Below are 26,857 nucleotides of genomic sequence, written 5' to 3'. Positions count from 1 at the left end.
TATCACATCGGGGGCGGCAGCGCATTCCACGCCTGCGGGCGCTTTAAATATATGAGCAGGCCGTGCTTCACTCGCGCCCCAGCGTCGCCAGCAGCCCGGCCCGCAGATGCAGCATCAGCGCGTCGCTCGCCGCCATCGCCGCCACGGGATCAGCCGTCGCCAGCGCTTGCGCGAAGGCGACATGGTGGTGGGCCGCCGGCAGCAGATCGTCCTGACGCTCGAAATGATACCAGGCCCTCCGGATCAGCGCCTGCAACGGCTCGACGGCGCGCGTCGCGTAGGGACTGCGGGCGGCGGCGGCGACCGCCCCGTCGAGTTCCTTGTCGATCCGCATATAGGCGTTGGCGTCGCCTGCTTCGGCCGCCGCCCGCATCGCCCGCGCCCGCTCGACGATGGCGATGCGCTCGGCCGGGCTCGCCCTTTTGGCGGCGTCGGAGGCAATGAGACGCTCCAGCACCTCGCGTGCATCGAGCGCGGCCATGATGTCGATGGCGTTGATGTCGGCGACCGCGACGCCCTTGCGCGGCAGGATCTCGACGAGCCCCTGCTGCGCCAGTCGGATCAGCGCCTCCCGCACCGGCGTACGCCCGACGCCGACGAGATCGATCAGCTGTGCCTCGGTCAGCACCGCGCCCGGCCGCAGCGAAAGCGTCACGATCGCTTCCTCGAGCCGACGATAGGCGACTTCCGCGAGGCTCAAGGCGCCGCCCGGAAGCAGGGCGACCACCTCCCCTTCGAGGTTCGCATCGGCGGCGAAACGCATGGTCATGCTGTCGGCTTTCGATACGGACTCCGGTTTGACGCAGGATGAAGCATTGATATATCAATCTCGGTCATGGTGGGTGCGCTTGTCGCCGCGGTGCAATCTGCAAGCGAAAGGCTCCGCCGCGCAAGGAACATTGTGTCATGGCGAAACCGGCTGATCTGGCCGGTCGGCGCGCTGTCCTTGACAGATCGGGCTGGCCGGGACGCTCACGATCAGCTCCAATCAGCATCGCCGATTGTTCAGAAACCGGGAACGCCGATGGCCTTCACCTGCACGATTCCAGCCATTGCGACCATCCAGCAGGATGACGAGACCATCCGCATCACGCGCTGGGACTTCGAGCCCGGCGCGGTGACCGGCTGGCACAGCCATGGCTGGCCCTATTTCGTGGTGATGCTGATGGCCGGGACTCTGCGCATCCATGACGGCAAGACCGAAACCGATGTCCCGCTCGCGCAGGGGCAGGCCTATATGCGCCCGGCCGGGGTCGAGCACGATGTGATGAACGGTTCGGCCCATCCGATCGCCTTCGTCGAGATCGAGGTCAAGCAGCCCTCGGCACTGAAGGAATTGTCGCTGCCATGAAGGCCCGGTCGTGAAAATTGCAGTCATCGGCGCGGGCATCGTCGGCGCGGCAATCGCCCATGCGCTGCTCGACGAGGGCCATGACGTCCTGATCCTCGACAAGGAGGGGCCGGCCTTCGGCCCGTCCCGCGGCAATGCCGGCTGGATGGCGCATACCGACATCCTGCCGATCGCGAGCCCCAAGATACTGCGACAGGTGCCGAAATTCCTGATGGACCCGCTCGGGCCATTGTCGATTAGGCCGGCTTATCTTCCGAAGCTCCTGCCCTGGCTCGTCCGCTTCGTGCTGGCGGCGCGTCCGGCCGCCTATGAACGGTCGATCCAGAGGCTGGCGGCGCTCCAGCAACGCGCCCTGCCGGCCTGGTTGGCGCGCGCCGAGAGCGCCGGCCTGACCGGCCATATCCACCGCAAGGGCGGGCTCTACGCCTTCACCGATCAGTCGGCCTTCGACGAGGCGAGCCACGTCGCCAGGCGCCAGGCGGAGTTCGGCATCAAGGTCGAGATGATCGGCCCCGACGAGTTGCGCCAGTTCGAGCCGGCGCTGAACCCGGGCTTCGTCGGCGCGGCCTTCCATCCCGACACCGCCCATATCAGCGACCCTCTGGAGCTGACGCTGGCGCTGTTCGAGGCGGCGCTGGCGCGCGGCGCGATCTTCGAGAAGGCCGAGGTCACCAATATCTCGACGGGCGAGCGCCCTGCCCTCATTGGACCCGATGGCTGGCAGCGCGTGGTCGACCGCGCGGTCGTTGCGGCCGGCGCGTGGTCGAAACCGCTGGCATCGGCGCTGGGCGACAGCATCCCGCTCGACACCGAGCGCGGCTACAATGTCAGCTTTCCCGGCGTGACTGGCCTGACCCAGCGCCCGGTCGGCTTCGAGGGCCATGGCTTCGTGATGACGCCGCTGGAATCGGGCCTGCGCATCGGCGGCGCGGTCGAGTTCGGCGGGCTGGACGCAGCCCCCAATCATGCCCGCACGAAAGTGCTCTATGACAAGGCGGCAGGTTTCGTCGACGGATTGCCCGCCTTCGACACCGGCAAACTCTGGATGGGTTTTCGCCCGTCCCTGCCCGATTCCCTGCCGGTGATCGGCGCCGCCACCCGCAATGCTCACGTCGTCTACGCTTTCGGCCACGGCCATTACGGCATGACCCAATCGACGGCGACGGCCGACCTCGTCGCAGAGCTGATCGCCGGCCGTCCTCCGGCGATCGATCTCGCGCCATTCAGCCCCAAGCGGTTTTGAAGTGGCCATGACCCTACTCAGCCCTCATCCTGAGGAGCCGCGCAGCGGCGTCTCGAAGGATGCTCCAGATATATCCGGAGCCTCCTGGAGCATCCTTCGAGACGCGCCCTGCAGGCGCTCCTCAGGATGAGGGCTGTGGGTCCGCCGCAAGACTTGCGTTCTGAATCAAAATCCCAACCGACCGAGCCAAACCCATGACGACCCACACCTTCTTCTGCGTCGACGGCCACACCTGCGGCAACCCGGTGCGCATGGTCACCGGCGGCGGCCCTGTCCTGAAGGGCGCCAACATGGTCGAGAAGCGCGCGCATTTCCTGGCTGAGTTCGACTGGATCCGCACCGGTCTGATGTTCGAGCCGCGCGGCCACGACATGATGTCGGGCGCAATCCTCTACCCGCCGACGCGTGACGACGCCGACATCGCCTTCCTCTTCATCGAGACCTCGGGCTGCCTGCCGATGTGCGGCCACGGCACCATCGGCACCGTGACTATGGCGCTGGAGCGCGGGCTGGTGACGCCGCGACAGGAGGGCGTACTGAAGATCGATACGCCCGCCGGCCTCGTGACCGCGACCTATGTCCGCAACGGCCCTTATGTCGACAGCGTCCGCATCACCAACATCGCATCTTACCTGCACGCGACGAACCTCACCGCCGAGATCGAGGGCCTTGGCGAGGTCACCGTCGATGTCGCCTATGGCGGCAATTTCTACGCGATCGTCGATCCTCAAGCGGCGATCCACGACATCGCCGATGTGAATCCATCCGACTTGCTGCGATGGAGCCCGAAGCTGCGCGCCGCGCTTAACGCCAAATATCAGTTCGTCCACCCGGAAAACCCGGCGATCAACGGCTTGAGCCACATCCTCTGGACCGGCGCGCCGACCAGGCCCGAGGCCCACGCCCGCAACGCCGTGTTCTATGGCGACAAGGCGCTCGACCGCTCGCCCTGCGGCACCGGCACCTCCTCGCGCATGGCGCAATGGGCGGCGCAGGGGAAGCTGAAGGTCGGCGACGAATTCGTCCATGAGAGCATCATCGGCACGCTGTTCAAGGGGCGCGTCGAAGCAGCCGCGAAGGTCGGCCCACACGATGCGATCATCCCCTCGATCGAGGGCTGGGCCCGGATGACCGGCTACAACACCATCTTCATCGACGACCGCGACCCGCTGGCGCACGGCTTCACGGTGGCGGACCGCTCCTGAAGCCAGGGACAGTCCGGTTCACGTCGATGTGACCGTAAACCCGCTGCACAGGCAGCAATCATCTTGCGCTGAATAGGGGCTTGGCCGCAGAATTGTCTGCTTATTTGGTGTGCACACCCGGCCAGATTGTTTTTGACAGAAATATGGCCCGGCGCGATTGTCGAAGCTGCAAGCCGTTGGTAGCTCTGCATAGCAATCGCATCCCGCATGCGCAGGCGTCATGCCTGTGAAAAGAACGGGAGCGGATGAGAGGGGTTAGGCGTCGTCAATGGAAGTGTTTCTCCAGCAGCTCATCAATGGGCTGACCCTGGGGTCGATCTACGGCCTCATCGCCATCGGCTACACGATGGTCTTCGGCATCATCGGCATGGTGAACTTCGCCCATGGCGACATCTTCATGCTGTCGGCTTTCATCGCGCTGATCTTTTTCATGCTGATCGCCTCCTGGTTCGGTGCGGGGCTGATCGTGGTCGCGCTGATCTTCGTGCTGATCCTGGCGATGTTCTTCACCTCGCTTTGGAACTGGGCGATCGAGCGCGTCGCCTATCGGCCGCTGCGCGGCTCATTCCGCCTCGCCCCGCTGATCTCGGCGATCGGCATGTCGATCTTCCTCACCAATTTCGTCCAGCTCGTGCAGGGTCCGCGCAACAAGTCGACCGCGCCGATGCTGAACAACGCGATCACGCTGATCGACAGCGCGACCTACACCGTCCAGATTTCCTACAAGCAGATCGTCATCATCGTGACGACGGCGGTGCTGCTGCTTGCCTTCTGGTGGATCGTCCAGAAGACGCCGCTGGGCCGTTCGCAGCGTGCCTGCGAACAGGATCGCAAGATGGCGGCGCTGCTGGGCGTCGATGTCGACCGCACCATCTCGATCACCTTCGTGATGGGCGCGGCGCTGGCTGCGGTGGCGGGCGTGATGTACCTCGTGCTCTACGGCGTGGTTTCGTTCAATGACGGCTTCATTCCGGGCGTGAAGGCCTTCACGGCCGCGGTGCTGGGCGGCATCGGCTCACTGCCCGGCGCGGTCGTCGGCGGCCTGCTGATCGGCCTGATCGAGGTGATGTGGTCGGCCTATTTCACCATCGACTACAAGGACGTCGCGGCCTTCTGCATTTTGGCTGTCGTGCTCGTCTTCATGCCGTCTGGCCTGCTCGGCCGGCCCGAAGTCGAGAAGGTCTGACGATGACCAGCGTCCCGACCCCGGCCGGCTCCGGCTACGACATGAAGGCGGCCTTCAAGGAGGCGGGCTTTGCGGCCCTCGTCACCTTCGGCCTTTGCATCCCTATCATCGCCTGGGGCACGCGCCAGAACCTCGACAACGTCCTGGTGCTCGACCAGCGCTGGGAGGCCGTCGCCTGGGCAGTCGCCATTGTCTTCGTCGGCCGGCTGCTCGTGGTCCTGCGCCAGCAAGAGCGCGGCAAGGCCAAGGACAAGCCGATCGTCCGTATTCTGCCGCACGGCACTTTCGCCTTCTTCCAGCGTCATTCCGGCTTCTTCTCGGCCATCGGTCTCGGCTTTCTGATCACCTTCCCGATCATCGCGATCACCCTGACCGGCTGGGGCGGCGCGCTGAAATGGATCGACAATTTCGGCGTCCAGATCCTGATCTACGTCATGCTCGGCTGGGGGCTGAACATCGTCGTCGGCCTCGCCGGCCTGCTCGACCTCGGCTATGTCGCCTTCTATGCGGTCGGCGCCTATTCCTATGCGCTGCTGGCCAAGAATTTCGGCCTGTCATTCTGGGTCCTGCTGCCGCTCTCGGGTATTCTCGCCGCTTTCTGGGGCATGCTGCTCGGCTTCCCCGTACTGCGCCTGCGCGGCGACTATCTCGCCATCGTGACGCTGGCCTTCGGCGAGATCATCCGGCTCGTCCTGATCAACTGGGTCGATTTCTCCGGCGGCTATGCCGGCATCTCCGGCATTCCGCGCCCGAGCTTCTTCGGCATTCCGTTCAACGCCAGCGACGAGGGTTTCGCGGCGAGGTTCGGTCTCGAATTCTCGCCGCTCTACCGCACGATCTTCCTGTACTACCTGATCCTGGCGCTCGCCCTGCTGACCGCCTTCGTCACCCTGCGATTGCGACGCCTGCCCGTCGGCCGGGCCTGGGAAGCGCTGCGCGAGGACGAGATCGCCTGCCGCTCGCTCGGCATCAACACCACCAACACCAAGCTGACGGCCTTCTCGATCGGGGCGATGTTCGGCGGCTTCGCCGGCGCGTTCTTCTCGGCGCGTCAGGGTTTCATCTCGCCTGAATCCTTCGTCTTCATGGAGTCGGCGATCATCCTGGCGATCGTCGTGCTCGGCGGCATGGGCTCGCTCTGGGGCTGCGCCATCGCCGCCATCGCGATGGTCGGCGGCACGGAACTGCTGCGCGAGCTCGACTGGCTCAAGCAGATCTTCGGCAATGACTTCGACCCGACCAAATACCGCATGCTGATCTTCGGCCTCGCCATGGTCGTGATCATGATCTGGAAGCCGCGCGGACTGATCTCGACCCGCGAGCCCACCGCCTTCCTGAAGGAAAAGAAGCAGATCTCGTCGGACATGGTGCAGGAGGGGCACGGCTGATGGCACATCCCCCGCTGCTTCAGGTCGAGCATCTGACCATGCGCTTCGGCGGCCTGACCGCCGTCAACGACCTCTCCTTCGAGGCCCGCAAGGGCGACATCACCGCGCTGATCGGCCCCAACGGCGCCGGCAAGACCACCGTCTTCAACTGCATCACCGGCTTCTACAAGCCGACCGAAGGCATGATGACGCTTACGCAGGATTCAGGGTCCAGTTTCCTGCTCGAACGCATGCCCGATTTCCAGATCTCCTGGAAAGCCAAGGTCGCCCGCACCTTCCAGAACATCCGCCTGTTTGGCGGCATGACGGTTCTGGAGAACCTGCTCGTCGCGCAGCACAACCCGCTGATGATCGCCTCGGGCTTCACTTTCCTCGGCGTGCTCGGCATCGGCGGCTACAAGGCGCGTGAGAAGGAAGCGATCGAGAAGGCCACGTTCTGGCTGGAGAAGATCAACCTGATCGACCGCGCCGACGATCCCGCAGCCGACCTGCCCTATGGCGACCAGCGCCGCCTCGAGATCGCGCGCGCCATGTGCACCGATCCGGTGCTGCTGTGCCTCGACGAGCCGGCCGCCGGCCTGAACCCGCGCGAGAGCCACGACCTCAACACGTTGCTGCTCTCGATCCGCAAGGACATCGGCACTGCCCTGCTCCTGATCGAGCACGACATGTCGGTGGTGATGGAAATCTCGGACCATGTCGTGGTGCTCGACTACGGCACCAAGATCGCCGACGGCACGCCAGCCCAGATCCAGGCCGACCCGAAGGTGATCGCAGCCTATCTCGGCGTCGACGACGAAGAGGTCGCGGCTGTCGAAGCGGAGGTCGGAATCGCGTGACTGAGACCGCTCCCCTGCTCGCCATACGCGGCGTCAAAACCTATTACGGCAAGATCATCGCGCTGAAGGGCGTCGATATGGACGTCCGCGAGGGCGAGATCGTGACCATGATCGGCGCCAACGGCGCCGGCAAATCGACCCTCATGATGACGATCTTCGGCAACCCGCAGGCGCGCGAAGGCACGATCACCTATGAGGGCCGCGACATCACCAAGATGCCGAGCCACGAGATTGCGCGCCTGGGAATAGCCCAGTCCCCCGAGGGACGCCGCATCTTCCCGCGCATGACCGTGTTCGAGAACCTGCAGATGGGCGCGGCCGTGCGCGACCTCAGCCATTTCGACGAGGATCTCGAGAAGATCTGCGTGCTCTTTCCGCGCGTGAAGGAGCGTCTCCAGCAGCGCGGCGGCACGCTTTCGGGCGGCGAGCAGCAGATGGTGGCGATCGCGCGCGCCTTGATGGCCCGCCCGAAGCTGCTTTTGCTCGACGAGCCTTCGCTTGGCCTCGCCCCGCTGATCGTGAAGCAGATCTTCGAGGCGATCCGCGAACTCAACAAGACCGAAGGACTGACCGTCTTCCTGGTCGAACAGAACGCCTTCCATGCGCTCAAGCTCGCCCACCGCGGCTATGTCATGGTCAACGGCGTCGTCACCCTGAGCGGCACCGGCCAGGAACTGCTGGCCAATCCGCAGGTGCGGGCAGCCTATCTCGAAGGCGGGAGGCACTGACGATGCAGGGCATCCTTTACGAAGAACCGACGGTCTGGCTGTTCCTGCTGGTCACGGTGGTGATGGGCGGCTGGCTCGCATGGATGTCGGGTCGCGCCATCGCCAGAACCTGGAAGCCGGCCTGGCAGATCGTCATCTACATGCTCGTGCTCGGGCTGGTCGTGCGCTTCATCCATTTCGCCCTGTTCGAGGCGACATTGCTGACGTTTCACTACTACGTCGTCGACACCATCGTGCTGATGGGCTTCGGCTTCGCCGGCTGGCGCTACAACAGGGCCAAGCAGATGACGACGCAGTATCGCTGGCTTTACGAGCGCACCGGCCCCTTCGGCTGGAAGGCTCGAGAGGGCGGCTCGGCAGGCGTCTGAAAGACGAAAAGATCAAGCGAGCTTGACGCGTGACAGACCGTTGAAAAAGCGCAAGACTGCGTTTCACGGTAGCACCACGCGCCGAGACGGGCGGACATTCCGGCCCGTTCATGGTTATAAGACAGGGGAGTTGATCTCATGAAGAAACTGCTGTTGAGCGGTATTGCGCTCGGCGCGGTCCTCGCCTTCTCCGGCGTGGCCAATGCCCAGATCAAGTTCGGCGTCGCCGGGCCGATCACGGGTCCCAACGCCGCCTTTGGCGCGCAGCTGAAGAACGGCACCGAGCAGGCGATCGAGGACATCAATGCCGCCGGCGGCATCATGGGCCAGAAGATCGTGCTCTCGGTTGGTGACGACGTCTCCGATCCCAAGCAGGGCGTCTCGGTCGCCAACAAGTTCGTCGGCGACGGCGTCAAGTTCGTGGTCGGCCACTTCAACTCCGGCGTCACCATGCCGGCCTCGGAAGTCTATGCCGAGAACGGCATCGCCATGATCACGCCTTCGGCCACCAACCCGAAGATCACCGAGCGCGGCCTCTGGAACGTCTTCCGCACCTGCGGCCGCGACGACCAGCAGGGCGAGGTCGCGGCGGCCTACATCGCCAAGAACCTCAAGGGCAAGAAGATCGCCGTCGTCCACGACAAGACCACCTATGGTCAGGGCCTGGCCGACGAGACGCGCAAGAGCATGACCAAGGCTGGCGTCAAGGACGTGCTCTATGAGGGCGTGAACGCCGGCGAGAAGGATTTCTCGGCGCTCATCTCCAAGCTGAAGTCGACCGGCGCGGACTACCTCTACTGGGGCGGTCTCCACACTGAAGGCGGTCTGATCGTGCGTCAGATGCGCGACCAGGGCCTGAAGACGGTCATGATCTCGGGCGACGGCATCACCACCGACGAATTCTCGACGATCGGCGGACCCGGTGTCGAAGGCACCCTGATGACCTTCCCGCCGGACCCGCAGAAGCGCCCGCAGGCGGCTGCAGTCCTCAAGAAGTTCGAGGCCCGCAAGTTCAAGCCGGAAGCCTACACGCTCTACTCCTACGCTTCGGTCGAAATCCTGAAGCAGGCGGCCGAGGGCGCCAAGTCGCTCGATCCCAAGAAGGTCGCCGAGTACATGCGCTCGGGCAAGACCTTCAAGACCGTGATCGGCGACATCACCTACGACAAGAAGGGCGACATCACCCGCCCGGACTACACCATGTACACCTGGAAGAAGGGTGCGGACGGCAAGATCACCTACGTCGAGAATTGATCTCCAAGGCTCTCTGACCTTCGAGACTGATCGCGCTCACGCGTAAGACGAGACCGCCCCGGTGGAAGCCGGGGCGGTTTTTTGTTGTCGTTACGGGGCGAGCCGAAGGCTCGAACCCGGAATGACAGGCCAGTTCGGCGTTTCAGCCCAGGCGCCTGAGAAATCCCGCGAATTGCAGCAGCCCGTCCGGCCAGGGGCCATGCCCCGACTCGGTGTTGATGTGGCCGCTGTCGCCGGCGTCGACGAAATCCGCGCCCCAGGCCTGCGCCAGCGCTTTCGCCTCCTTCTGGGTGCAGTAAGGGTCGGTGGCGCTGCCGATGAGTACGGCGGGAAACGGCAGGGTCTCGCGCCGGTGTTTGGCGAAGGCCGGCTCAATCTCTTCGATCGTACGCTTGGTCGCCTCCGAGGGAGGCGCGACGAGAAATGCGCCAGCGACCTCCCCCGGCTTCAGGTGCTCGGCCGCATGGGCGATGGCGCTGACGCCGGCGGAATGCCCGACCAGCACGACCGGCCGCTTGGCCGCACGCACCGCCGCAACGATGCGCTGCGCCCATTCATCGCGCGCAGGCCTGTGCCAGTTCGCCTGCTCGACGAGGCGCGCTGTCGAGAGTTTGGCCAGCCAACGGCTCTGCCAATGGTCGGGGCCGGAGCCGCCCAGGCCGGGAGCAATGAGAATGTCAGCGTCGGAGGATTTCATGGCGACTCAATCAGGCATCAGGGCAAGGCCGGTCGACAGGGCATGGGCCCAGTCGCGGCGGCCACGCGACAGGGCGAGTTCGGCAGCGGAGTTCCAGTCATAGCGCAGCGCCTCGAAAGAGAAACGCCAGCCCGTGCGGCAGCGCTCGGCGATGCCGTAGCGCGCATGCGGACTCTCGGCCTGCATCCCGTGCAGAACAGGCTGGTCGTCCCAATAGGCCGGCTGGCCGACGCTGCCGGGATTGAAGATGCACCGGCCGCCGGACAGTTCGGTCACGCGTGGGATGTGCGAATGGCCACACAGGATCAGGCTCGCCGCGACGCCGGCGAGATCGGCCTCGACGTCTTCGAGCGGCCTGATCTCGCGACCTAGGCCCGCCGCACGCTCGGTCAGATAGGTGTTGTCGTCGCCCGGCGTCGCATGGAACAGGACGACGTCGTCAGCCGCCCGCGTCGAAAACGGCAGCGCCCTCAACCAGTCGAAATGCTCCGGCGAGAGCTGCAGGGCAGCCGCCTTGTCGGATTCGGCAAGTTCGTCGATCGGCGTCTCGATCAGATAGCGGTCATGGTTGCCGCGCACCGTCAGCCAGTTCTTGGCCATCAGCAGATCGGCCGTCTCGCGCGCCTGCAGCGGCCCCGACAGGCAATCGCCGAGATTGACCACGAGATCGGGCTTCGTCCGCTCCAGATCCTCGACCACGGCCTGAAGTGCACCGAAATTGCCGTGGATGTCCGCGATGACTGCTATGCGCATGGTCGCTCCCGTCAGTTCGCCAGCACCGCGCAACCAACGCTTTGGGCGGCGTCGCGCATGCGCCTGTCCAGTGTCGCGAGGGTGAGCCGCCGCCGCAGGGCCAGTTCGAGATAGGCTGCGTCATAGACCGGCAGATTATGCGCGAAAGCGAGTTCGAGCATGGCGGGCCTCAACGAAGGATGGTCCGGAACATCCAGCACGACGTTCATGACCTCGATATCGCCGAGGATAAGCGCCATTTCCTGCGCCGTCAGCCGGCCTCGGCGCCGCGCCACCACACAGCCATTCGCGACCTCGAACGGCCAATGCATCGGCACGATCGCCCCGTCACGAAAGATGCGCTCGGCGACGTCGCCGGCGGGAAGGCTTTCATCGGGCAGGAACAGCGCAAGCGTCATGCCCGCATCGAGGACGAAGCCCATCAGCGCCGGCCTTCACCGACCCAGCCCACGATCTCATCTGCTGTAATCGGCTGTTCGCCGGCTGCATCAAGCCGCGCCGCGATGGCGTCGCGCCGGTTTCTGACACGCTCGACAAGAGCCCCGGCTTGGTCGGCATGCGTATTGTCGGCGACCAGCCGCGCCACGGTCTTGCCATGGCGCGTGATCACGACCTCCTCGCCCCGCTCGACGCGGTCGAGCAGTTCGGAGAATTTGGTCTTGGCCTCGAAGGCGCCGACGGTGATCATCCGTCGAATTTAGACTGGTTGACCAGTTGGTTCAAGCAGCCCCGAACACCCGCGCGAAGATCGTGTCGACATGCTTGAAATGATAGCCCTCGTCGAACATCGCTTCGAGTTCGGCGGCTGAGAGCTTGGCCGTCACGTCCTTGTCGGCCTTCAGATTGGTGAGGAAGTCCTCGCCGTGCTCCCAGGTCCGCATCGCGTTGCGCTGCACGAGCGAGTAGCTCTCCTCGCGGCTCGCACCGGCCTGGGTCAGGGCCAGCAGCACGCGCTGGGAGTTATGCAGGCCACCGAGCTTGTCGAGATTCTTGCGCATGTTCTGCGGATAGATCAGCAGCTTGTCGACGACACCGGTCAGCCGCGCCAGCGCGAAATCGAGCGTCACGGTGGCGTCAGGCCCGATCATGCGCTCGACCGAGGAATGCGAGATGTCGCGCTCGTGCCAGAGCGCGACGTTCTCCAGCGCCGGCACGACCATGCCGCGCACGAGGCGCGCGAGACCCGTCAGGTTTTCGGTCAGCACCGGATTGCGCTTGTGCGGCATCGCCGAGGAGCCCTTCTGGCCGGGCGAGAAGAACTCCTCCGCCTCGTAGACCTCGGTGCGCTGCAGATGCCGTATCTCGGTCGCAAGCCGCTCGACGGATGATGCGACGACGCCGAGCGTGGCGAAATACATCGCGTGCCGGTCGCGCGGGATGACTTGGGTCGAAACCGGCTCAGGCGTCAGCCCCATCTTCTGCGCGACATAGGCCTCCACGCTCGGATCGATATTGGCAAAGGTGCCGACAGCGCCCGAAATCGCACAGGTCGCGATCTCGGCGCGCGCCGCGACCAGGCGAGCCTTGCAGCGGTCGAACTCGGCATAGGCCTGCGCGAGCTTGAGCCCAAAGGTCACCGGCTCGGCATGGATGCCGTGCGAACGGCCGATCGTCGGCGTCAGCTTGTGCTCGAAGGCCCGGCGCTTGATGGCGGCGAGCAGCCCCTCCACATCGGCGATCAGGATGTCCGTGGCGCGCGCGAGCTGCACCGACAGCGTCGTGTCGAGGATATCCGACGAGGTCATGCCCTGATGGACGAAGCGGGCTTCCGGCCCGACGATCTCGGCCAGATGCGTCAGGAAGGCGATGACGTCGTGCTTGGTGACGCGCTCGATCTCGTCGATGCGGGCGACGTCGAAGGTGGCGTCCCTGGCCTTGGCCCAGATCGTCGCGGCGGCCTCCTTCGGCACCACGCCGAGTTCGGCGAGCTTGTCGGTGGCGTGAGCCTCGATCTCGAACCAGATCCTGAACCGCGTCTGCGGCTCCCAGATCGCGACCATCTCAGGGCGGGAATAGCGCGGGATCATGCTCGACCTCTTGTCACGACGCGTGCCGTCATTCCGGACCAGCGGCAAAGCCGCGCCGATCCGGAATCCATCATAAAGCTCGACAGCGCCCTATGATGGATTCCGGGTCTGCGCTTCGCTTCGCCCGGAATGACGGCGCAGTTACAGTTCAAACCCACTGCCCGCGCGCGGCTTGCGCCGCTTTGCGGATCGCGGAAATATTCCCGGCATAGGCGGCAGGCCCGCCCTTGAACACGGCCGAGCCGGCGACGAATACGTTCGCGCCGGCCTTCGCCGCCAGCGGCGCGGTCTCGGGCGTCGCCCCGCCATCGATCTCCAGCTCGATCGGTCGCTCGCCGATCATGGCGCGGACGCGGGCGATCTTGTCGACCACAGAAGGGATGAAGCTCTGCCCGCCGAAGCCGGGATTGACCGTCATCAGCAAGACGAGATCGACCGCGTCGAGCAGCGGCTCCAGCGCGCTCGCATCCGTGCCGGGGTTGAGCACGAGGCCTGCCTTCTTTCCGTGAGCCCTCACCGCCTGCAGCGAGCGATGCACATGCGGCCCGGCCTCGACATGCAGCGAGATCAGATCGGCGCCAGCCTTGGCGAAGGCCTCGATATAGGGGTCGACCGGCGCGATCATCAGATGGACGTCGAAGGGCTTCTTCGTGTGCGGGCGGATCGCCTTCAGCACATCGGGGCCGAAGCTGATGTTGGGCACGAAATGCCCGTCCATCACGTCGCAATGGATCCAGTCGGCGCCGGCCTCGTCGATCGCGCGCACCTCGTCGCCCAGCTTCGAGAAATCGGCCGAGAGGATCGAGGGGGCGATGCGGATGGGGGAGCTCATGGGGGCGGTTTAGCCCCCGCGCGCACCTGCCGCAATCGCGAAAGGACGCTTTTCAGCGTCGCTTCACCGGAACCGACAGCCGACGGTCGGCTTCCGCGATCTCGGTTGCGATCGCCGAGAAGGCCGGGCGCTGGCCCAGTCGCGAAAACCACGCCGACAGCGCAGGATGGCGCGACAGCGAGGGGCCGCCGAGCCGCAGCGAGAACAGCACGCTCATGAACAGCGCGATATCGGCCGCCGACAGCCCCGGCCCGAAGAATTCGCGGCCGCCCAGCCGCTCCTCCAGCGTGCAGTAATGGCCGGCCAGAACGTCTTCGGCGATCAATGCGTCGGCGTCCTGCGCGGCGCGGCGGTTGGCGTCCATGGAGCGCGGACCGGTGCGGTGCATCAGCGGCTTCAACGCCGCCAGCATGATCTCGTCGGCGAAGAGTTCGTCGAGCCGGCAGCGCGCCCGCTGCGCCGGCGTCGCCGGAAACAGCGGCGGCTGCGGATAGGCCTCGTCGAGATATTCGATGATGACGGTCGAGTCGAAGAGTACGAGCCCGTCATCGTTGAGCACCGGCACCTGTCCCTTTGGGTTCAGCGCCAGCACCTCCGGGTGCTTTGGATCATAGCCGACGCTCTGGTCGAACGGCACCATGACGCGCTCGAAGGGAAGGCCCTTTTCGCGCAGCGCGATCTCGACCTTGCGGGAAAACAGGCTGAGCGGCCCGGAATAGAGCGTGATCATGGCGAAGCTCCTGCTTGCGATGCGAGAAGGCCTCGCAGGCCGCGCCGTCAGCCGGCGGCAGGAGAGTCGTTCTCGGCCCGGCGGATGCGCGCCGCGACGCCGCGCAAAAGCCAGGGCAACAGGTAGATCGGGAACTGCGCCAGCGCGAAGAACAGGAAGGTCGTCGGCGGGACGCCTGCCCCCAGAGCGGCGATCAGCAGCCCCATATTGCGCTGTCCGGTGCCGTAGCCGACCATGAAGCGCTCGGACAGCCGCAGCGGCCGCAGCATCACGCTGGCCAGCACCAGCCCCGCGCCCGACATCGCAAACGCGATCGCAATGAAGAGCAGGACCCGGAACGGATCGTCGAACGCCGCCTGCGTGACGCCGTCCATCGCGGCGATGGCGAAGACGAAATACATCAGCACGCCGAAGCCATCGAGATTGGGCTTCAGCGCCATGATCCGCGCCCTGCCGAGCAAACGCCGCAGCACGGACGCGACGATCGCCCCACCGCCGATGAAGAGCGCCAGCCGCAGCGCCAGGACCCAGCGATCGAGCGGAACGGCCGCTCCTGCGAGCCATTCCACCAGCAGCGGGGCGGCGAAAGGGCTGATGATGGTCGTCAGGATGACGCTGGCGATCAGCCGTGACGGCTCGAACCCATAGAGGATCGCCACCGCGGGCGACGACATCACCGGCGGGGCCGCCCCCAGAATGGCAAGGCCGAGCACGAGGCCAGGATCGAGCGCCGCGCGTCCCAACACGGCGAAAGCGCCGCCGATCAACAGCGCCGGCCCGGCGATCAGCCAGAGGCAGGCCAGGATCAGCTTGCCCGGCCGCCTGAGCATGCCCGCGATGATGCCGAGATCGGCGCGCATGAAGACGACGGTCGTGAAGCAGAAGATCGTCACCGGCAGCAGCGGCCGCGCCGCGGCCGAGAACTGCGGCAGCGCCAGTCCGAGGAAGATCGAGAGTGCGAAGCCTTGCGTGCCATGGCGGCCAAGCCAGGCCAGGGCGGAGGCGAGCAAAGTGGGTAGGCGCGACAGCATGAAGGCTCAAATCGAACGGGAAAGGCCGAGACACTGGCCGATCCCGGGGCTTGCGTCACCCGCCATCTCGGCAAGGCCGTCCTGCGCCGGCAGAAAATTGCGGGGCGACGGCGATATCGCCGAATCGAGGCATGCCCGGCGATGCTTTGGCGCAAATCTTGCGAAACTTTCAGCCCAAGACCGCAAACATGCATCGTGGCGCTGACACCGCTCCGTAAACGGCTATTTTGGTGCGGGGACAGGCTGGCAGGAGCATGACATGCAGACCGACACCATCGTCGTTGGCGCAGGGATCGTCGGTATTTCGGTGGCGCTGCATCTGCAGAAGGCGGGCCGCTCCGTCCTGCTCGTCGACAAGCGCGGACCGGGCGAGGAGACGAGCTACGGCAATGCCGGGCTGATCCAGCGCGAGGGTGTCTACCCCTACGGCTTCCCGCATGATTTCGGCGCGCTCATCCGCTACGCGATGAACAACACCATCGACGCGCATTATCACTGGAGCGCCATCCCCAAGCTCGCGCCCTTCCTGTGGTCGTACTGGATGCATTCGCGCGCCTCGCAGCACGAAGCGATCGCCCGCAAATACGCCACCCTGATCGAGCATTGCGTCAGCGAACATGACGCCCTCGCCCAGGAAGCCGGCGCGACCGGGCTTCTGCGCCGCAAGGGCTGGATGAAGGTCTTCCGCACGCAAGCCCAGCAGGATGAGCGCCTCACCGAGGCCGCAAGGTGGAACCGCGATTACGGCCTGAACTACGAGGCCCTCGACGTCGCGAAGCTGCGCGCCGAGGAGCCCCATCTCGATCAGAGCCTGATCGGCGGCCTGCACTGGACCGACCCGGTCACCGTGATCGACCCGCTCGGCCTGTCGCGATCCTATGTCGCGCTGTTTGAGAAACTCGGCGGCAAGCTCGCGCTCGGCGATGCGGCGACGCTGGCGCAGGACATGTCGGGCTGGAGCATCGTGCTCGCCGACGGCGTCAAGGCCTATGCGAAGGACGCGGTCGTGGCGCTCGGCCCCTGGGCCGATGTGGTCACGAAAAAGCTCGGCTACAACCTGCCGCTCGCGGTCAAGCGCGGCTACCACATGCACTACAAGCCGCTCGGCAACGCCGTGCTGAACCATCCGGTGCTCGACACCGAGCGCGGCTATTTCCTTGCGCCGATGCTGCAGGGCGTGCGCCTCACCACCGGCGCGGAATTCGCCGATCGCGATGCGCCCAAGACGCCGGTCCAACTCGCCCGTGCCGAGCCGATCGCGAAAACGCTGTTCCCGCTCGGCGAACGCCTCGACGCCGAGCCCTGGCTCGGCCGCAGGCCCTGCACGCCCGACATGATGCCGATCATCGGCCCCGCGCCGAAACATAAAAACCTCTGGTTCTCGATCGGCCACGCCCATCACGGGCTGACGCTGGCCGCCGTCACCGGCCGCATGATCGCCGAGATGGTGACCGGGCAGAAGGTCTTCGTCGACCCCACCCCCTTCGCGCCGGCGCGCTTCGGCTGACGGTTGGAGAGCGTCATTCTCGGGCCGCGCCTGGCGCGGACCCGAGGACCTCCGGCGGGGGATGGTCCAGTCCGCGCTGCGCTTCGCCCGAGCATGATGCGGGATGCAGCCCTGCGCGACGCGCCCTCGCCTCGCCACGCCAGACCTGCCACGATCGCTGCCGCTGCCGATTCCCGACCCAAAGGTTGCCCCATGGCCCTCGCCGCCCCGCCCGTCCAGGACAATGCCTACGCCGCCGCTCTCGCTCTGCTCGACCGCGCGCCGCTGATCGACGGCCATAACGACCTGCCCTTCGTGATCAGGCTGAACCGGAACGCGAAGGGCGATGTCGGCGTCTTCGACCTCGCCACCGTCCATCCCCATGGCGACACCGACATCCCGCGCATGCAGGCGGGCAAGCTCGCGGGCCAGTTCTTCGCCGCCTATGTCCCGCCCAGTCACAAGCATCCCGCCGGCTTCGCGCTGGCGCAGATCGCGCTGATGCGCGACATCCTGAAGCGCCATGCCGACGTGTTCAGGCCCGGCCTCGCGGCCGATGATGTCGAGGCCGCCAAGGCCGAAGGCCGCATGGCGCTGTTCATGACGATCGAGAACGGCTCGGCCCTCGACAACGAACTCGACGCGCTCGACGCCTATTACGGGCTTGGCGTCCGCCTGATGACGCTTTGCCACAACGGCACCCATGACTGGTGCGATTCCGCGACCGACGCGCCCCGGCACAACGGGCTCTCGGCCTTCGGCAAGGATGTCATCGGCCGCATGAACAAACTCGGCATGATCGTCGATCTCGCCCATGTCTCGCCCAAGGTGATGCATGACGTGCTCGACATCGCCAGCGCGCCGCCGGTCTGGTCGCACTCCAACGCCTTCACTTTGTGCGACCACCCCCGCAACGTCCCCGATGACGTGCTCGACCGGGTTGCGGCAGCACATGGCATCGTCATGGCGACCTTCGTGCCCGATTTCATCAGCCAGGCCTCGCGCGACTGGCACCGCCCGGCCAAGGACCAGTACGGCAAGACGCCCGACGGCATGGATTATGTGAAGGCCGAGGCCGAAATCGTCGCCAAATCAGGTCCGCGCCCCAAGGCCACGATCGTCGAATATTGCGACCATCTCGACTACCTCGCCAAGCGCATCGGCCACGACCATGTCGGCATCGGCTCGGATTTCTTCGGCGGTCCGGCGCCGCAGGGGCTGGAGGACACCAGCGTCTTCCCGTCGCTGATCGCCGAGCTGATCCGGCGCGGCTGGTCGGAGGACAACCTCGAAAAGCTCGCCGGCGGCAATATGCTGCGCGTGATGCGGGCGGTGGAAAAGGCTGCCGGGTGAGTTCAGGCAATCTCCATGTTTTGTAGGAAACTGCAATTTATGAAGAAGAAACGCCTGTTTTCTTGAACAGACGCGGGAGAAAACCCCAAAAAAGCTGAAAATTCCGGCGAAATCGCTGCGATTCACCTATATTTAACCGTGTCCGTCAACAATCTCGATCTCTTGCAGCGTCGATATCGAGATGACCATGATCAACCTGAACAACATCAAGATCGGGACCAAGTTCGCCGGCGCCATCATCGCGATGGGCCTGATCGGCCTTGGCGCCTGTGTCTACGCCGGCCTGCAATTAAAGAAGGTCGATGCCGACTACTCGGCGATGCTCAACACCCACCCGAAAGCAATCCTGGCGACAGGACGGGCATCGCGCACTGCAAACGACCTGATTGCGCAAACCTACAAGATCATCGCCTATCCGGCCGGCGCGGCCGGAATCGCCGAAGCCAAGACGCAAGGCGAAACCTCCTACAAGACGACCCTCTCCCATCTTGCCGACGCGGCGACCGCGATGCCCGAGGCGAAGGAGCGTCTGGACGCATTCGCTACGCAGGTGCGCGGTCTGAAAGCGTTCGTCGATCAGGCCGTGACGCTTGGCGAGAAGGATGAAAACGAAAAAGCGCTGATGGTGATGAGCACGCTCGACGGCAGGCTTCGCAGCCTCGTCAACGAGATCGTGGCGCTCAATACCTCGCTCATCAGGGACCTCGACGCCAAGTCCCAGGCTCTCAACGAGACGACGAACCACACTTTTGTCGTCACCATCGCCGCCAGCATCGCCGGGCTTCTGATCGGGCTCGTCGGGGCCATGATGATGTCGTCCATGACGATCACCCGTCCCCTCGATCGACTGAAGCTCGCGATGAGAGAGCTCGCAGCCGGGAATTTCGATGCCGCCGTGGCCGGCGAAGCTCGCAAGGACGAAGTCGGCGACATGGCCCGCACCGTCCTTGTCTTCAAGCAGAACGGCCTCGAAATGCGGCGGCTGGAAGCCGAGACCGAGCAGTCCCGCTCGGCCTCGGACGCCCAGCGCTTGCAGGGCGAGCGTGAACGCGCCGCCCGCGTGCAGGAGCAGGAGCGTCTGGCCGCCGAACAGCGCCAGGTCATGACGCTGCTCGGCGACGGGCTCGACCTGCTTTCCAAGGGCGATCTGACCTGCCAGATCAACGCCGGCGTCGCCGCCGACTACGAGAAGCTGCGCGACGACTTCAACGCGGCGGTCTCCCGGCTCAGCGAGACGGTGACGACGATCCAGGCGACCTCGGCCGAGGTCGGCAATTCGGCGCGCGAGATCAACATGGGCGCCGACGACCTGTCGAAGCGCACCGAAGAGCAGGCCTCCTCGCTGGAGGAGACGGCGGCCACGACCGAGGAACTCGCAGCCTCGGTCAAGGCCTCGGCCAACGCCTCGCGGCAGGCGGTCACGCTTGCCCAGGAGGCCATGACCGTCGCCGAGAAGGGCGGCGCCATCGTCACCGACGCCGTCGAGGCGATGTCGCGCATCGAGGACGCCTCGAAGAAGATCTCCGACATCATCCGGGTGATCGACGACATCGCCTTCCAGACCAACCTGCTGGCGCTGAACGCGGCGGTCGAGGCCGCCCGCGCCGGCGACGCCGGCAAGGGTTTCGCCGTGGTCGCAAGCGAGGTCCGCACGCTGGCACAGCGCTCGGGCGACGCCGCCAAGGACATCTCCGGCCTGATCGGCGAATCCGGTCGCGAGGTCGAGCAGGGTGTGGCGCTGGTGCGCTCGGCCGGCGAGGCGCTGAACCAGATCGTCGAGGCCTCGCGCAAGGTCTCGGCCACGGTCTCCGACATCTCGGCGGCTTCGGCCGAGCAGGCCAACGGCATCGACGAGATGAGCCAGACCGTCGCCCATATGGACGAGATGACCCAGCAGAACGCGGCTCTGGCCGAAGAGAGCGCCGCATCCGCGACCCAGCTCAGCAGCCAGATCGCCCGCCTCAACGAACTCGTCGCGAGCTTCAGGACCAACGACACAGCCACGGGCCGTCAGGCCGCGCCGCGCCGCCGCGCCGCCTGAACACCACCTTCGGCGTTCGCGGCAGAAGGCCAAAGACGCGCAACGCCTTGCCGAAGCCGCCCGATCGGTTAAGGGCTCGCTCTCGATCTCATGAGCGAGCCCTTTTCCATGCCCGGTTCCGGCACCGACCACACCCGCCAGCCTGTCGAAACGCCGGCTCCGATCGTCATCCTGGTCGAGCCGCAGATGGGGCGGAACATCGGCATGTGCGCGCGCGCCATGGCGAATTTCGGCCTGTCCGAGATGCGCCTCGTCGCGCCGCGCGATGGCTGGACGGCCGGCGGCGTGCTGAAGGAGGAAGCCCTGTCGACCGCCTCGGGCGCGGGCCACATCCTCGAAAACGCAGGGCTTTTCGCCACGACGGCGCAGGCCATCGCCGACCTCAACCATGTGCTGGCGACGACGGCGCGCGAACGCGGCCAGATGAAGCGCGTGCTGACGCCGGCCGAAGCGATGCCCCCGGTTGCCGACCGCATCGGGGGCGGCGAGCGCGTCGGCATCCTGTTCGGGCGCGAGCGCATCGGCCTGACCAATGAGGAGATCAGCTTCGCCGACGCGATCCTGACCTTTCCGGTCAACCCCGCCTTCGCCTCCCTGAACCTCGCGCAGGCCGTGCTCCTGACCGGCTATGAATGGCTTCAGGCGACGGGCGGCGAACCGCCTTTCCGGGAGGGTGTGCCCTCCCCGCCGGCAACACGCGCGACCGTTTTGTCCATGTTCGACTACGTCGAGGGCGAACTCGACATCTGCGGCTTCTTCCCGCCCGGCAAGAAGCACATCATGACCGCCAATCTGCGCGACATCCTGCATCGGCTGAGCCTGACAGAGCAGGAAGCCCGCACCCTGCGCGGCATCTTCAAATCGCTGGTCGAGGGGCCAAGGCGCCGGAAACTACCTGTTGCGCCGCAGGAAGAGCCCTCATCCTGAGGAGCGATCCGTCAGGATCGCGTCTCGAAGGATGCTCCAGAAGGCGCTGGCTGGAACATCCTTCGAGACGCCGCTTCGCGGCTCCTCAGGATGAGGGCTCCAACAGGCCGCACCCCTCCCGATCTCGTGATCGCCGTGATCCAGCCGCAATGCTGAGCGCGTATTGCAACGCACAAGCAGGCGCGCATCATGCCGTTCCGCGATGTCATGGACTTGAAGCCGCATGCTGGATCGCCGGAGCTTCCTGATGGGCTCGACCACGCTCGCCGCGAGCCTCGCTGGCGCTCGTCGGCAGGCGCATGCCGCGGATGTCGACGTCGTCGTCATCGGCGCGGGCGCGGCCGGCATCGCAGCCGCCCGCACCCTGAAGGCGGCCGGCCGCAAGGCCGTGGTGCTGGAGGCCCGCGACCGCATCGGCGGGCGCGCCTTTACCGATAGCTCGCTGGGGCCGGCCTTCGACGCAGGCGCGATGTTCATCCACTGGGCAGAGCGCAACCCCTGGGTCCAGATCGCCAAAGAGCTCGGCGTCGAGACGCCGACAGAGCCCTGGGGCGGCGGCTTCCAGGTCTTTGCCGACGGCAAGCCGATGGCCGAGACCGACCGTCTCAAGCGCCGCGGCGCCTTCGGCGAGATCGACCGCCGGCTTGAGACCGTCGACATCACCGCCCGCGACATGTCGGTGGCCGAACTCCTCGGCGATCTCGGCCCCGACATGGCCCCGGTCGCTTCCTCCGGGCTCCTGCTTTCGATTGGCGAGGAATCGGGCAGGATTTCCGCGCGCGACTACCAGCGCCTCTGGTCCGGCGACGACCTCGTCGTGCCGTCGGGCTACGGCAATCTCGTCGCCCGCCATGGCGCGGGCCTCGACATCCGGCTGAACGAGCCGGTCAGCGCCATCCGCTGGGACGGGCCGGGTGTCACGATCACGAGCCGTTCGGGAACGCTGCGCGCCAATTCCGTCATCGTGACGGTGCCCGTCGGCGTGCTGAAGGCGGGCGGCATCCGCTTCACGCCGGAACTGCCGGCCCGCACGCGCGACGCGCTCAATGGCATCGGCATGGGCGCGCTCACCAAGATCGCGTTCAGGGTCGAGGGCGACCGCTTCGGCGTGACGCCGGGCATGAGCTTCCTCGAGGCCGGCTCGCCAAGGAGGCTGGTGAATTTCGACATGTTCCCCGACGACCGGGACATCGTCATCGGTTATTTCGGCGGCGACTATGCCCGCGAACTGGCGCATGCCGGCGCAGCCGAGGCGCAGTCCCAGATCACCGCCCTGCTGGCGCAAATGCTCGGCGCCGATGTCCGGAAAGCCGTGAAAGCCTGCTCCTTCCCGGCATGGTCGACCGATCCCTATGCGCTGGGCTCCTATTCCGTTTGCCTGCCCGGCCAGGAGAAAGCGCGCGACGTCCTGGCGCAACCGATCGGCAACGGCCGCATCCTGCTGGCCGGCGAGGCCACGGCCGGCGGCGGCGCGATGACGGTGGGCGGCGCCACGCTCGCAGGGCGCGCGGCGGCTGCGACCGTGGCGCGGCTCAAGGTTTAGGCAGACAGATCGAGCTCCCAGTTCTGCCCGACCAGATCCTGCCCGAAGGAATGGTGTCGCTCCTCCGCGACCAGCCTGAAGCCTTCCGCAACGTAGATCGCGCGTGCGGCGTGCAGGATGTCGTTGGTCCAGAGCACCATGCGCAGATCACCCGCATTGCGCGCAAAGCCGATCGCCTCCCGCACCAGCGCCTTGCCGAGCTTCAGCCCCTGCGCCCTCTTCTCGACCAGAACGAGCCGAAGCTTGGCGACCTCGTCGCTCTCGCGCACCACGAAAGCCGAACCGACCGGCGCGCCATCCAGCTCTGCGATGAAGCAGCGCTCCAGCTCGGGCCTGAACTCGCGCAGGAACTTCGCCGCGATCTCGGCGACCAGCGCCTCGAACGAGATATCCCAGCCGTACTCCTCCGCATAAAGTCGGGCATGCGCCGAAATCACCCAGCCGATGTCGCCGGGCCGATGCGCGCGGATGACCGGCAACGCGGGCGCGGCCCGCCCGCCCGAAAGCAGTGCCTGCGCGCAACCGAGCGCCTCGACCAGCCGCGACTGATCGGACTCCGGCAGGCGGGCGAGGATGGCCGATGCCTGTTCGCGCGAGGCGGAATCGAGCGGCAGGAAGGCCTCCCGGCCCAACCTCGTCAGTTGCAGCCGCCGCGCCCGGCCATCATCGGGCGAGCGCTCGCGCTCAAGCCAGCCCGAAGCGGCAAAGCGCTTGAGGATGCGCGAGAGATAGGCGGGATCGAGCTCCAGATCGCGCGCCAGTTCGCTGGCGAGCCAGCCGTCGCGCTGCGCCAGTTCATAGAGCACGCGCCCCTCTGTCAGCGCGAAACCCGAGCCGTGCAGACTGCCGCCTAGCGCCCCGATCCAGCGGCTGTGGAACCGGTTAAAGCGGCGGATTGCGGCGATGGCGTTGGTCTCGATGTCGGACATGGCGACCTCCAGGCCGCAGGATCAGTCGATTTGATGGACAAAGTCAACTAAATCACGCGCGCTCTGCAAGGCTCTTGTTGACGATGCCTTAACCCGCATCTGGCGCAATCCCGGCTCAACCTCTCTCCCGCAGGCACGGCGCATGCAGGTCGATCTTCTGGCCGGAACGGCCTATCGCAGTGCGGCGATGCCGCGCCGCCAGCCCACCATCCTCGTCTTCGATTCAGGACTTGGCGGTTTGACCGTGCTGGCGCGCGTCATGCAGCGCCAGGCCAATGCCCGCATCGTCTACGCCGCCGACGACGCCGGCTTTCCCTATGGCCGGCTCAGCGAGGCGCAACTGGTCGACCGCGTGCTGGCGGTGATGGAGCGCCTGGTCGCGCGCTGCCACCCCGATCTCGTCGTGATCGCCTGCAACACGGCCTCGACGCTGGTATTGCCGGCGCTGCGGGCGCGATTTTCGATCCCCTTCGTCGGCACCGTGCCGGCGATCAAGCCGGCAGCCGAACTGACGCGCTCGCGGCTGATCTCGGTGCTGGCCACGCCCGGCACCGTCGCGCGCGACTACACGCGCGGGCTGATCGAAACCTATGCCGGAGCCTGCGAGGTCACGCTCGTCGGCTCGACCCGGCTGGCGGCCTTGGCCGAGGCGGCGCTGAAGGGCGAGCCGGTCGAAGACGACGACATCCGCGCCGAGATCGCGCCCTGCTTCGTCGAGAAAGGCGGCGCATGCACCGATGTGGTCACGCTGTCCTGCACGCATTATCCCCTGCTGATCGAACGGATGAAGCGGCTGGCGCCCTGGGATGTCGCCTGGATCGACCCTGCGCCCGCCATCGCAAGCCGGGTTAGCGCGCTGCTGGGGCCGGCCCTGCCCGATCCGACCGGATTGCCGGCTGAGACGGTGGCGCTCTTCACCAGCGGGGCGGGCCTGACCGGCCCGCTCAGAATCGCGCTGGCGGGCCACGGTCTGGCGCAGGTCGAGATAGAGCCGATGCCGCTGGTGAATTGAGCGCGGGGAACCCCTCTCCTGTAAGGAGAGGGGCAGGGGTGAGGTGTTGGCCCCTGGACCAGTGCACGCCAGCCTCACAGCGTGGCCGCTGTCAGGGCACGGCCATGACGTTCAACGGCCGACCCCTCACCCTGCCCTCTCCCTACGGGAGAGGGTTCCCCGCGCGCTTCGTCGCTGTGACGCCCTTCCGGTTTGACAAACCGGCTCCCGCATGGTTCTAGGCGTGCGTCACGCGGGCCCAAAAGGCCCGCGTGACTTTTTCCGCACCCGTGATCCGCTCTCGAAGAGCCGGATCTGTCGCCCCGGCCACATCGCTGGGGAGCAGGAGGGCGCGGTCCTCACTCGCGAACCTGAGAGGACACGCGATATGTCGAAGCGCCATGAGGCGAAGTACAAGATTGACCGCCGTCTCGGTCAGAACATCTGGGGCCGCCCGAAATCCCCGGTCAACCGTCGTGAATACGGCCCCGGCCAGCACGGCCAGCGCCGCAAGGGCAAGCCCTCCGACTTCGGCACGCAGCTGCGCGCCAAGCAGAAGCTCAAGGGCTATTACGGCTCGATCTCCGAGAAGCAGTTCCGCCGCTATTACGCCGAGGCGATCCGCCTCAAGGGCGATTCGGGCGAGAACCTGATCGGCCTGCTCGAGCGCCGCCTCGACGCGGTGATCTACCGCGCCAAGTTCGTCGCGACGGTCTTCGCCGCCCGCCAGTTCGTCAACCACGGCCACGTCACCGTGAACGGCAAGCGCGTCAACATCGCCTCCTACCAGGTCAAGCCGGGCGACGTGATCGCGGTCAAGGAGAGCTCGCGCCAGCTCGCCATCGTGATCGAGGCAGCAGGGCTCGCCGAGCGCGACGTGCCCGATTATCTCGACACCGACCACACCAAGTCGACCGCCACCTTCACCCGCACGCCGACCCTGACGGACGTGCCCTATGCGGTGCAGATGGAACCGAACCTGGTCATCGAGTTCTACTCGCGCTGATCGGATGGAGACGGCCGAAAGGCCCGTTTGCTGGAGATATTCTGGGGGATGGCGAGCAATCGCCGTCCCCTCTTTTGTTGTCCGGCAGGATTAGGTCACCGGACCATCCACCCAACCTCGACCTCATTACGGACAAGCCGCGAAGCGGCGCTGATCCGGAATCCAGCATAGAGCACGACGGTGCCTTGCGATGGATTCCAGGCCTTTGCTTCGCTCGCCCGGAATGACGGCGAGGGCCTCGTCGAGGGCAGAACGATAGAGCTCGGGAGGGTTCCGGGCGCTCCCCAGTGCGCTTAGGTGGCCCAAACGACAGCAGCTAAGCCGATGACGAAGAAGCCATAGGCTGCCCATAGAAGTCCTTCCTGAGCGTTTCGCATGCCGCCCAAAAAGCCCGGCGTTTGGCCGAGGTCTAACTCACTAAGCTGATCCTTCAGGGATTGCAGTTCGCGTCGAACCTCCGCCGTCCGCGCACTGAGTTCGCCCTGGGCGATTGCGTCGGCGAGACTTCCCTCCAGCTTGTCAGAGAGACTTTGCACCTTCTTGTTGGCCTCAACGCCCTTGCTCTCCAGCGCGTATACAAAACTGCAGACGAGATGCAGCCCACTCGCCACAAGGCCGAGAAAGAAGCACCAAATAGGAAATTTTCCGATGGTTGCGCTAAGCTGGACCACCGGCGTTTTACCGATCGAGCTGAGCGCGAGAGTAAGCGCCGTACCATTGGCGACAGCGGAGTACCTGACGATTTGCTTCCAGAGTTCGCTAGGATCAGTCATACCGCCCCCCCGAGGGCTTAGCTTCTAGAACTGCTCGGCCCGGTTCAACGGACAGCGGCGACTTGTCCCCGCCTAAGCGGCATTAATCGGCCCACTAGACCCTGCCACAATCACCCATGGCCACAGCCCCATGGCCAAACCCCACCCCGCCAGTCCATGGTTGGAATCGCTCCAAC

The 26,857-nt window shown here is 65.7% G+C and carries 26 protein-coding genes and 1 pseudogene; 16 read left to right on the top strand and 11 right to left on the bottom strand.

Features of this window, described 5'->3' with window-relative positions; translation table 11 throughout:
• Positions 1-67 precede the first annotated feature (67 nt).
• On the bottom strand, positions 68-769 hold the full coding sequence (locus AC1DZY_RS17465; protein ID WP_476821408.1) for a GntR family transcriptional regulator: 702 nt from the start codon (positions 767-769) through the stop codon (positions 68-70).
• Between the two features lie 255 nt (positions 770-1,024).
• On the opposite strand from AC1DZY_RS17465, the gene AC1DZY_RS17460 reads away from it, so the two are divergent.
• The 9 genes and pseudogenes from AC1DZY_RS17460 to AC1DZY_RS17420 all read left to right on the top strand — a co-directional run bounded on the left by AC1DZY_RS17460 (position 1,025) and on the right by AC1DZY_RS17420 (position 9,562).
• Complete coding sequence (locus AC1DZY_RS17460) at positions 1,025-1,351, top strand: cupin domain-containing protein (protein ID WP_476821407.1); 327 nt, start codon at positions 1,025-1,027, stop codon at positions 1,349-1,351.
• Between the two features lie 10 nt (positions 1,352-1,361).
• Positions 1,362-2,594: an NAD(P)/FAD-dependent oxidoreductase gene (locus AC1DZY_RS17455; protein ID WP_476821406.1), complete on the top strand. Its 1,233-nt coding sequence runs from the start codon at positions 1,362-1,364 to the stop codon at positions 2,592-2,594.
• A gap of 194 nt (positions 2,595-2,788) precedes the next feature.
• Positions 2,789-3,799 carry a 4-hydroxyproline epimerase gene (locus AC1DZY_RS17450; RefSeq protein ID WP_476821405.1) on the top strand — a complete coding sequence of 337 codons (1,011 nt, stop codon included), beginning with the start codon at positions 2,789-2,791 and terminating at the stop codon, positions 3,797-3,799.
• Between the two features lie 268 nt (positions 3,800-4,067).
• Positions 4,068-4,985, top strand: a complete 918-nt coding sequence (locus AC1DZY_RS17445; protein WP_476821404.1) for a branched-chain amino acid ABC transporter permease — start codon at positions 4,068-4,070, stop codon at positions 4,983-4,985.
• Between the two features lie 2 nt (positions 4,986-4,987).
• Positions 4,988-6,373, top strand: a complete 1,386-nt coding sequence (livM, locus tag AC1DZY_RS17440; RefSeq protein ID WP_476821403.1) for a high-affinity branched-chain amino acid ABC transporter permease LivM — start codon at positions 4,988-4,990, stop codon at positions 6,371-6,373.
• Positions 6,373-7,182 (top strand): annotated as a pseudogene (locus AC1DZY_RS17435) (ABC transporter ATP-binding protein); the annotation flags it as partial. The gene livM and the pseudogene AC1DZY_RS17435, both read left to right, overlap by 1 nt.
• 26 nt (positions 7,183-7,208) lie before the next feature.
• A complete protein-coding gene (locus AC1DZY_RS17430; protein WP_476821402.1) occupies positions 7,209-7,940 on the top strand; it encodes an ABC transporter ATP-binding protein in 732 nt (243 codons plus the stop codon).
• A 2-nt stretch (positions 7,941-7,942) separates the two neighbouring features.
• Entirely contained in the window at positions 7,943-8,308 is a 366-nt protein-coding gene (locus AC1DZY_RS17425; RefSeq protein WP_476821401.1) for a DUF6867 family protein, read from the top strand.
• A gap of 138 nt (positions 8,309-8,446) precedes the next feature.
• A complete protein-coding gene (locus AC1DZY_RS17420) occupies positions 8,447-9,562 on the top strand; it encodes a branched-chain amino acid ABC transporter substrate-binding protein (RefSeq protein WP_476821400.1) in 1,116 nt (371 codons plus the stop codon).
• 142 nt (positions 9,563-9,704) lie between these two features.
• Here the strand turns inward: AC1DZY_RS17420 and AC1DZY_RS17415 are convergent, their stop codons facing one another.
• From AC1DZY_RS17415 to AC1DZY_RS17380, 8 genes are all read right to left on the bottom strand, one after another.
• Positions 9,705-10,259, bottom strand: coding sequence for an RBBP9/YdeN family alpha/beta hydrolase (locus AC1DZY_RS17415; protein WP_476821399.1), 555 nt, complete (start codon positions 10,257-10,259; stop codon positions 9,705-9,707).
• A 6-nt stretch (positions 10,260-10,265) separates the two neighbouring features.
• On the bottom strand, positions 10,266-11,012 hold the full coding sequence (locus AC1DZY_RS17410; RefSeq protein WP_476821398.1) for a metallophosphoesterase family protein: 747 nt from the start codon (positions 11,010-11,012) through the stop codon (positions 10,266-10,268).
• An 11-nt stretch (positions 11,013-11,023) separates the two neighbouring features.
• A complete protein-coding gene (locus tag AC1DZY_RS17405) occupies positions 11,024-11,434 on the bottom strand; it encodes a type II toxin-antitoxin system VapC family toxin (protein WP_476821397.1) in 411 nt (136 codons plus the stop codon).
• Positions 11,434-11,700, bottom strand: coding sequence for a type II toxin-antitoxin system Phd/YefM family antitoxin (locus AC1DZY_RS17400; RefSeq protein ID WP_476821396.1), 267 nt, complete (start codon positions 11,698-11,700; stop codon positions 11,434-11,436). The genes AC1DZY_RS17405 and AC1DZY_RS17400 overlap by 1 nt, the downstream gene beginning before the upstream one ends.
• 31 nt (positions 11,701-11,731) lie before the next feature.
• Complete coding sequence (purB, locus tag AC1DZY_RS17395) at positions 11,732-13,039, bottom strand: adenylosuccinate lyase (protein ID WP_476821395.1); 1,308 nt, start codon at positions 13,037-13,039, stop codon at positions 11,732-11,734.
• Between the two features lie 148 nt (positions 13,040-13,187).
• Entirely contained in the window at positions 13,188-13,871 is a 684-nt protein-coding gene (gene rpe, locus AC1DZY_RS17390) for a ribulose-phosphate 3-epimerase (protein WP_476821394.1), read from the bottom strand.
• A gap of 52 nt (positions 13,872-13,923) precedes the next feature.
• On the bottom strand, positions 13,924-14,601 hold the full coding sequence (locus tag AC1DZY_RS17385; protein WP_476821393.1) for a glutathione S-transferase family protein: 678 nt from the start codon (positions 14,599-14,601) through the stop codon (positions 13,924-13,926).
• Positions 14,602-14,648: 47 nt separating this feature from the next.
• Positions 14,649-15,632 carry a hypothetical protein gene (locus AC1DZY_RS17380; RefSeq protein WP_476821392.1) on the bottom strand — a complete coding sequence of 328 codons (984 nt, stop codon included), beginning with the start codon at positions 15,630-15,632 and terminating at the stop codon, positions 14,649-14,651.
• Positions 15,633-15,891: 259 nt separating this feature from the next.
• Between AC1DZY_RS17380 and AC1DZY_RS17375 the strand changes: the two genes are divergently transcribed.
• The 5 genes from AC1DZY_RS17375 to AC1DZY_RS17355 all read left to right on the top strand — a co-directional run bounded on the left by AC1DZY_RS17375 (position 15,892) and on the right by AC1DZY_RS17355 (position 22,982).
• A complete protein-coding gene (locus tag AC1DZY_RS17375; RefSeq protein WP_476821391.1) occupies positions 15,892-17,139 on the top strand; it encodes an NAD(P)/FAD-dependent oxidoreductase in 1,248 nt (415 codons plus the stop codon).
• Positions 17,140-17,331: 192 nt separating this feature from the next.
• On the top strand, positions 17,332-18,471 hold the full coding sequence (locus AC1DZY_RS17370) for a dipeptidase (protein WP_476821390.1): 1,140 nt from the start codon (positions 17,332-17,334) through the stop codon (positions 18,469-18,471).
• 181 nt (positions 18,472-18,652) lie between these two features.
• Positions 18,653-20,512, top strand: a complete 1,860-nt coding sequence (locus AC1DZY_RS17365) for a methyl-accepting chemotaxis protein (protein ID WP_476821389.1) — start codon at positions 18,653-18,655, stop codon at positions 20,510-20,512.
• A 108-nt stretch (positions 20,513-20,620) separates the two neighbouring features.
• Entirely contained in the window at positions 20,621-21,439 is an 819-nt protein-coding gene (locus AC1DZY_RS17360) for an RNA methyltransferase (protein WP_476821388.1), read from the top strand.
• 223 nt (positions 21,440-21,662) lie between these two features.
• Positions 21,663-22,982 (top strand): flavin monoamine oxidase family protein, encoded by a 1,320-nt coding sequence (locus tag AC1DZY_RS17355; RefSeq protein ID WP_476821387.1) that lies wholly within the window; start codon positions 21,663-21,665, stop codon positions 22,980-22,982.
• Here AC1DZY_RS17355 and AC1DZY_RS17350 read toward each other — a convergent pair.
• The gene (locus AC1DZY_RS17350; protein WP_476821386.1) at positions 22,979-23,911 is read right to left on the bottom strand and encodes a bifunctional helix-turn-helix transcriptional regulator/GNAT family N-acetyltransferase; all 933 of its coding nucleotides are present in this window, start codon (positions 23,909-23,911) and stop codon (positions 22,979-22,981) included. The two genes, AC1DZY_RS17355 and AC1DZY_RS17350, sit on opposite strands and share 4 nt — an antisense overlap.
• A 142-nt stretch (positions 23,912-24,053) precedes the next feature.
• Here AC1DZY_RS17350 and murI point away from each other — a divergent pair, with 142 nt between their 5' ends.
• Together murI and rpsD are read left to right on the top strand one after the other, a co-directional pair.
• Positions 24,054-24,923, top strand: coding sequence for a glutamate racemase (murI, locus tag AC1DZY_RS17345; protein ID WP_476821385.1), 870 nt, complete (start codon positions 24,054-24,056; stop codon positions 24,921-24,923).
• A gap of 367 nt (positions 24,924-25,290) precedes the next feature.
• Positions 25,291-25,908 (top strand): 30S ribosomal protein S4, encoded by a 618-nt coding sequence (rpsD, locus tag AC1DZY_RS17340; RefSeq protein ID WP_476821384.1) that lies wholly within the window; start codon positions 25,291-25,293, stop codon positions 25,906-25,908.
• Between the two features lie 293 nt (positions 25,909-26,201).
• Here rpsD and AC1DZY_RS17335 read toward each other — a convergent pair whose 3' ends face one another.
• Positions 26,202-26,681 carry a hypothetical protein gene (locus AC1DZY_RS17335; RefSeq protein WP_476821383.1) on the bottom strand — a complete coding sequence of 160 codons (480 nt, stop codon included), beginning with the start codon at positions 26,679-26,681 and terminating at the stop codon, positions 26,202-26,204.
• Positions 26,682-26,857 lie beyond the last annotated feature (176 nt).

The sequence above is a fragment of the Allobosea sp. P2_A10 genome (assembly GCF_056405115.1).
This window is presented reverse-complemented; position numbering and strand designations above follow the sequence as displayed.

Excerpts from the sequence above, each read along its gene's own strand:
- AC1DZY_RS17400 (WP_476821396.1), bottom strand. The coding sequence starts at position 11,700 with ATGATCACCGTCGGCGCCTTCGAGGCCAAGACCAAATTCTCCGAACTG.
- AC1DZY_RS17465 (WP_476821408.1), bottom strand. The coding sequence starts at position 769 with ATGACCATGCGTTTCGCCGCCGATGCGAACCTCGAAGGGGAGGTGGTC.
- AC1DZY_RS17450 (WP_476821405.1), top strand. The coding sequence starts at position 2,789 with ATGACGACCCACACCTTCTTCTGCGTCGACGGCCACACCTGCGGCAAC.
- rpe (WP_476821394.1), bottom strand. The coding sequence starts at position 13,871 with ATGAGCTCCCCCATCCGCATCGCCCCCTCGATCCTCTCGGCCGATTTC.
- purB (WP_476821395.1), bottom strand. The coding sequence starts at position 13,039 with ATGATCCCGCGCTATTCCCGCCCTGAGATGGTCGCGATCTGGGAGCCG.
- AC1DZY_RS17360 (WP_476821388.1), top strand. The coding sequence starts at position 20,621 with ATGCCCGGTTCCGGCACCGACCACACCCGCCAGCCTGTCGAAACGCCG.
- AC1DZY_RS17370 (WP_476821390.1), top strand. The coding sequence starts at position 17,332 with ATGGCCCTCGCCGCCCCGCCCGTCCAGGACAATGCCTACGCCGCCGCT.
- AC1DZY_RS17410 (WP_476821398.1), bottom strand. The coding sequence starts at position 11,012 with ATGCGCATAGCAGTCATCGCGGACATCCACGGCAATTTCGGTGCACTT.
- AC1DZY_RS17385 (WP_476821393.1), bottom strand. The coding sequence starts at position 14,601 with ATGATCACGCTCTATTCCGGGCCGCTCAGCCTGTTTTCCCGCAAGGTC.
- AC1DZY_RS17415 (WP_476821399.1), bottom strand. The coding sequence starts at position 10,259 with ATGAAATCCTCCGACGCTGACATTCTCATTGCTCCCGGCCTGGGCGGC.
- murI (WP_476821385.1), top strand. The coding sequence starts at position 24,054 with ATGCAGGTCGATCTTCTGGCCGGAACGGCCTATCGCAGTGCGGCGATG.
- AC1DZY_RS17425 (WP_476821401.1), top strand. The coding sequence starts at position 7,943 with ATGCAGGGCATCCTTTACGAAGAACCGACGGTCTGGCTGTTCCTGCTG.
- AC1DZY_RS17380 (WP_476821392.1), bottom strand. The coding sequence starts at position 15,632 with ATGCTGTCGCGCCTACCCACTTTGCTCGCCTCCGCCCTGGCCTGGCTT.
- AC1DZY_RS17375 (WP_476821391.1), top strand. The coding sequence starts at position 15,892 with ATGCAGACCGACACCATCGTCGTTGGCGCAGGGATCGTCGGTATTTCG.
- AC1DZY_RS17365 (WP_476821389.1), top strand. The coding sequence starts at position 18,653 with ATGACCATGATCAACCTGAACAACATCAAGATCGGGACCAAGTTCGCC.
- livM (WP_476821403.1), top strand. The coding sequence starts at position 4,988 with ATGACCAGCGTCCCGACCCCGGCCGGCTCCGGCTACGACATGAAGGCG.
- AC1DZY_RS17355 (WP_476821387.1), top strand. The coding sequence starts at position 21,663 with ATGCTGGATCGCCGGAGCTTCCTGATGGGCTCGACCACGCTCGCCGCG.
- AC1DZY_RS17350 (WP_476821386.1), bottom strand. The coding sequence starts at position 23,911 with ATGTCCGACATCGAGACCAACGCCATCGCCGCAATCCGCCGCTTTAAC.
- AC1DZY_RS17445 (WP_476821404.1), top strand. The coding sequence starts at position 4,068 with ATGGAAGTGTTTCTCCAGCAGCTCATCAATGGGCTGACCCTGGGGTCG.
- AC1DZY_RS17420 (WP_476821400.1), top strand. The coding sequence starts at position 8,447 with ATGAAGAAACTGCTGTTGAGCGGTATTGCGCTCGGCGCGGTCCTCGCC.
- AC1DZY_RS17335 (WP_476821383.1), bottom strand. The coding sequence starts at position 26,681 with ATGACTGATCCTAGCGAACTCTGGAAGCAAATCGTCAGGTACTCCGCT.
- AC1DZY_RS17460 (WP_476821407.1), top strand. The coding sequence starts at position 1,025 with ATGGCCTTCACCTGCACGATTCCAGCCATTGCGACCATCCAGCAGGAT.
- rpsD (WP_476821384.1), top strand. The coding sequence starts at position 25,291 with ATGTCGAAGCGCCATGAGGCGAAGTACAAGATTGACCGCCGTCTCGGT.
- AC1DZY_RS17405 (WP_476821397.1), bottom strand. The coding sequence starts at position 11,434 with ATGGGCTTCGTCCTCGATGCGGGCATGACGCTTGCGCTGTTCCTGCCC.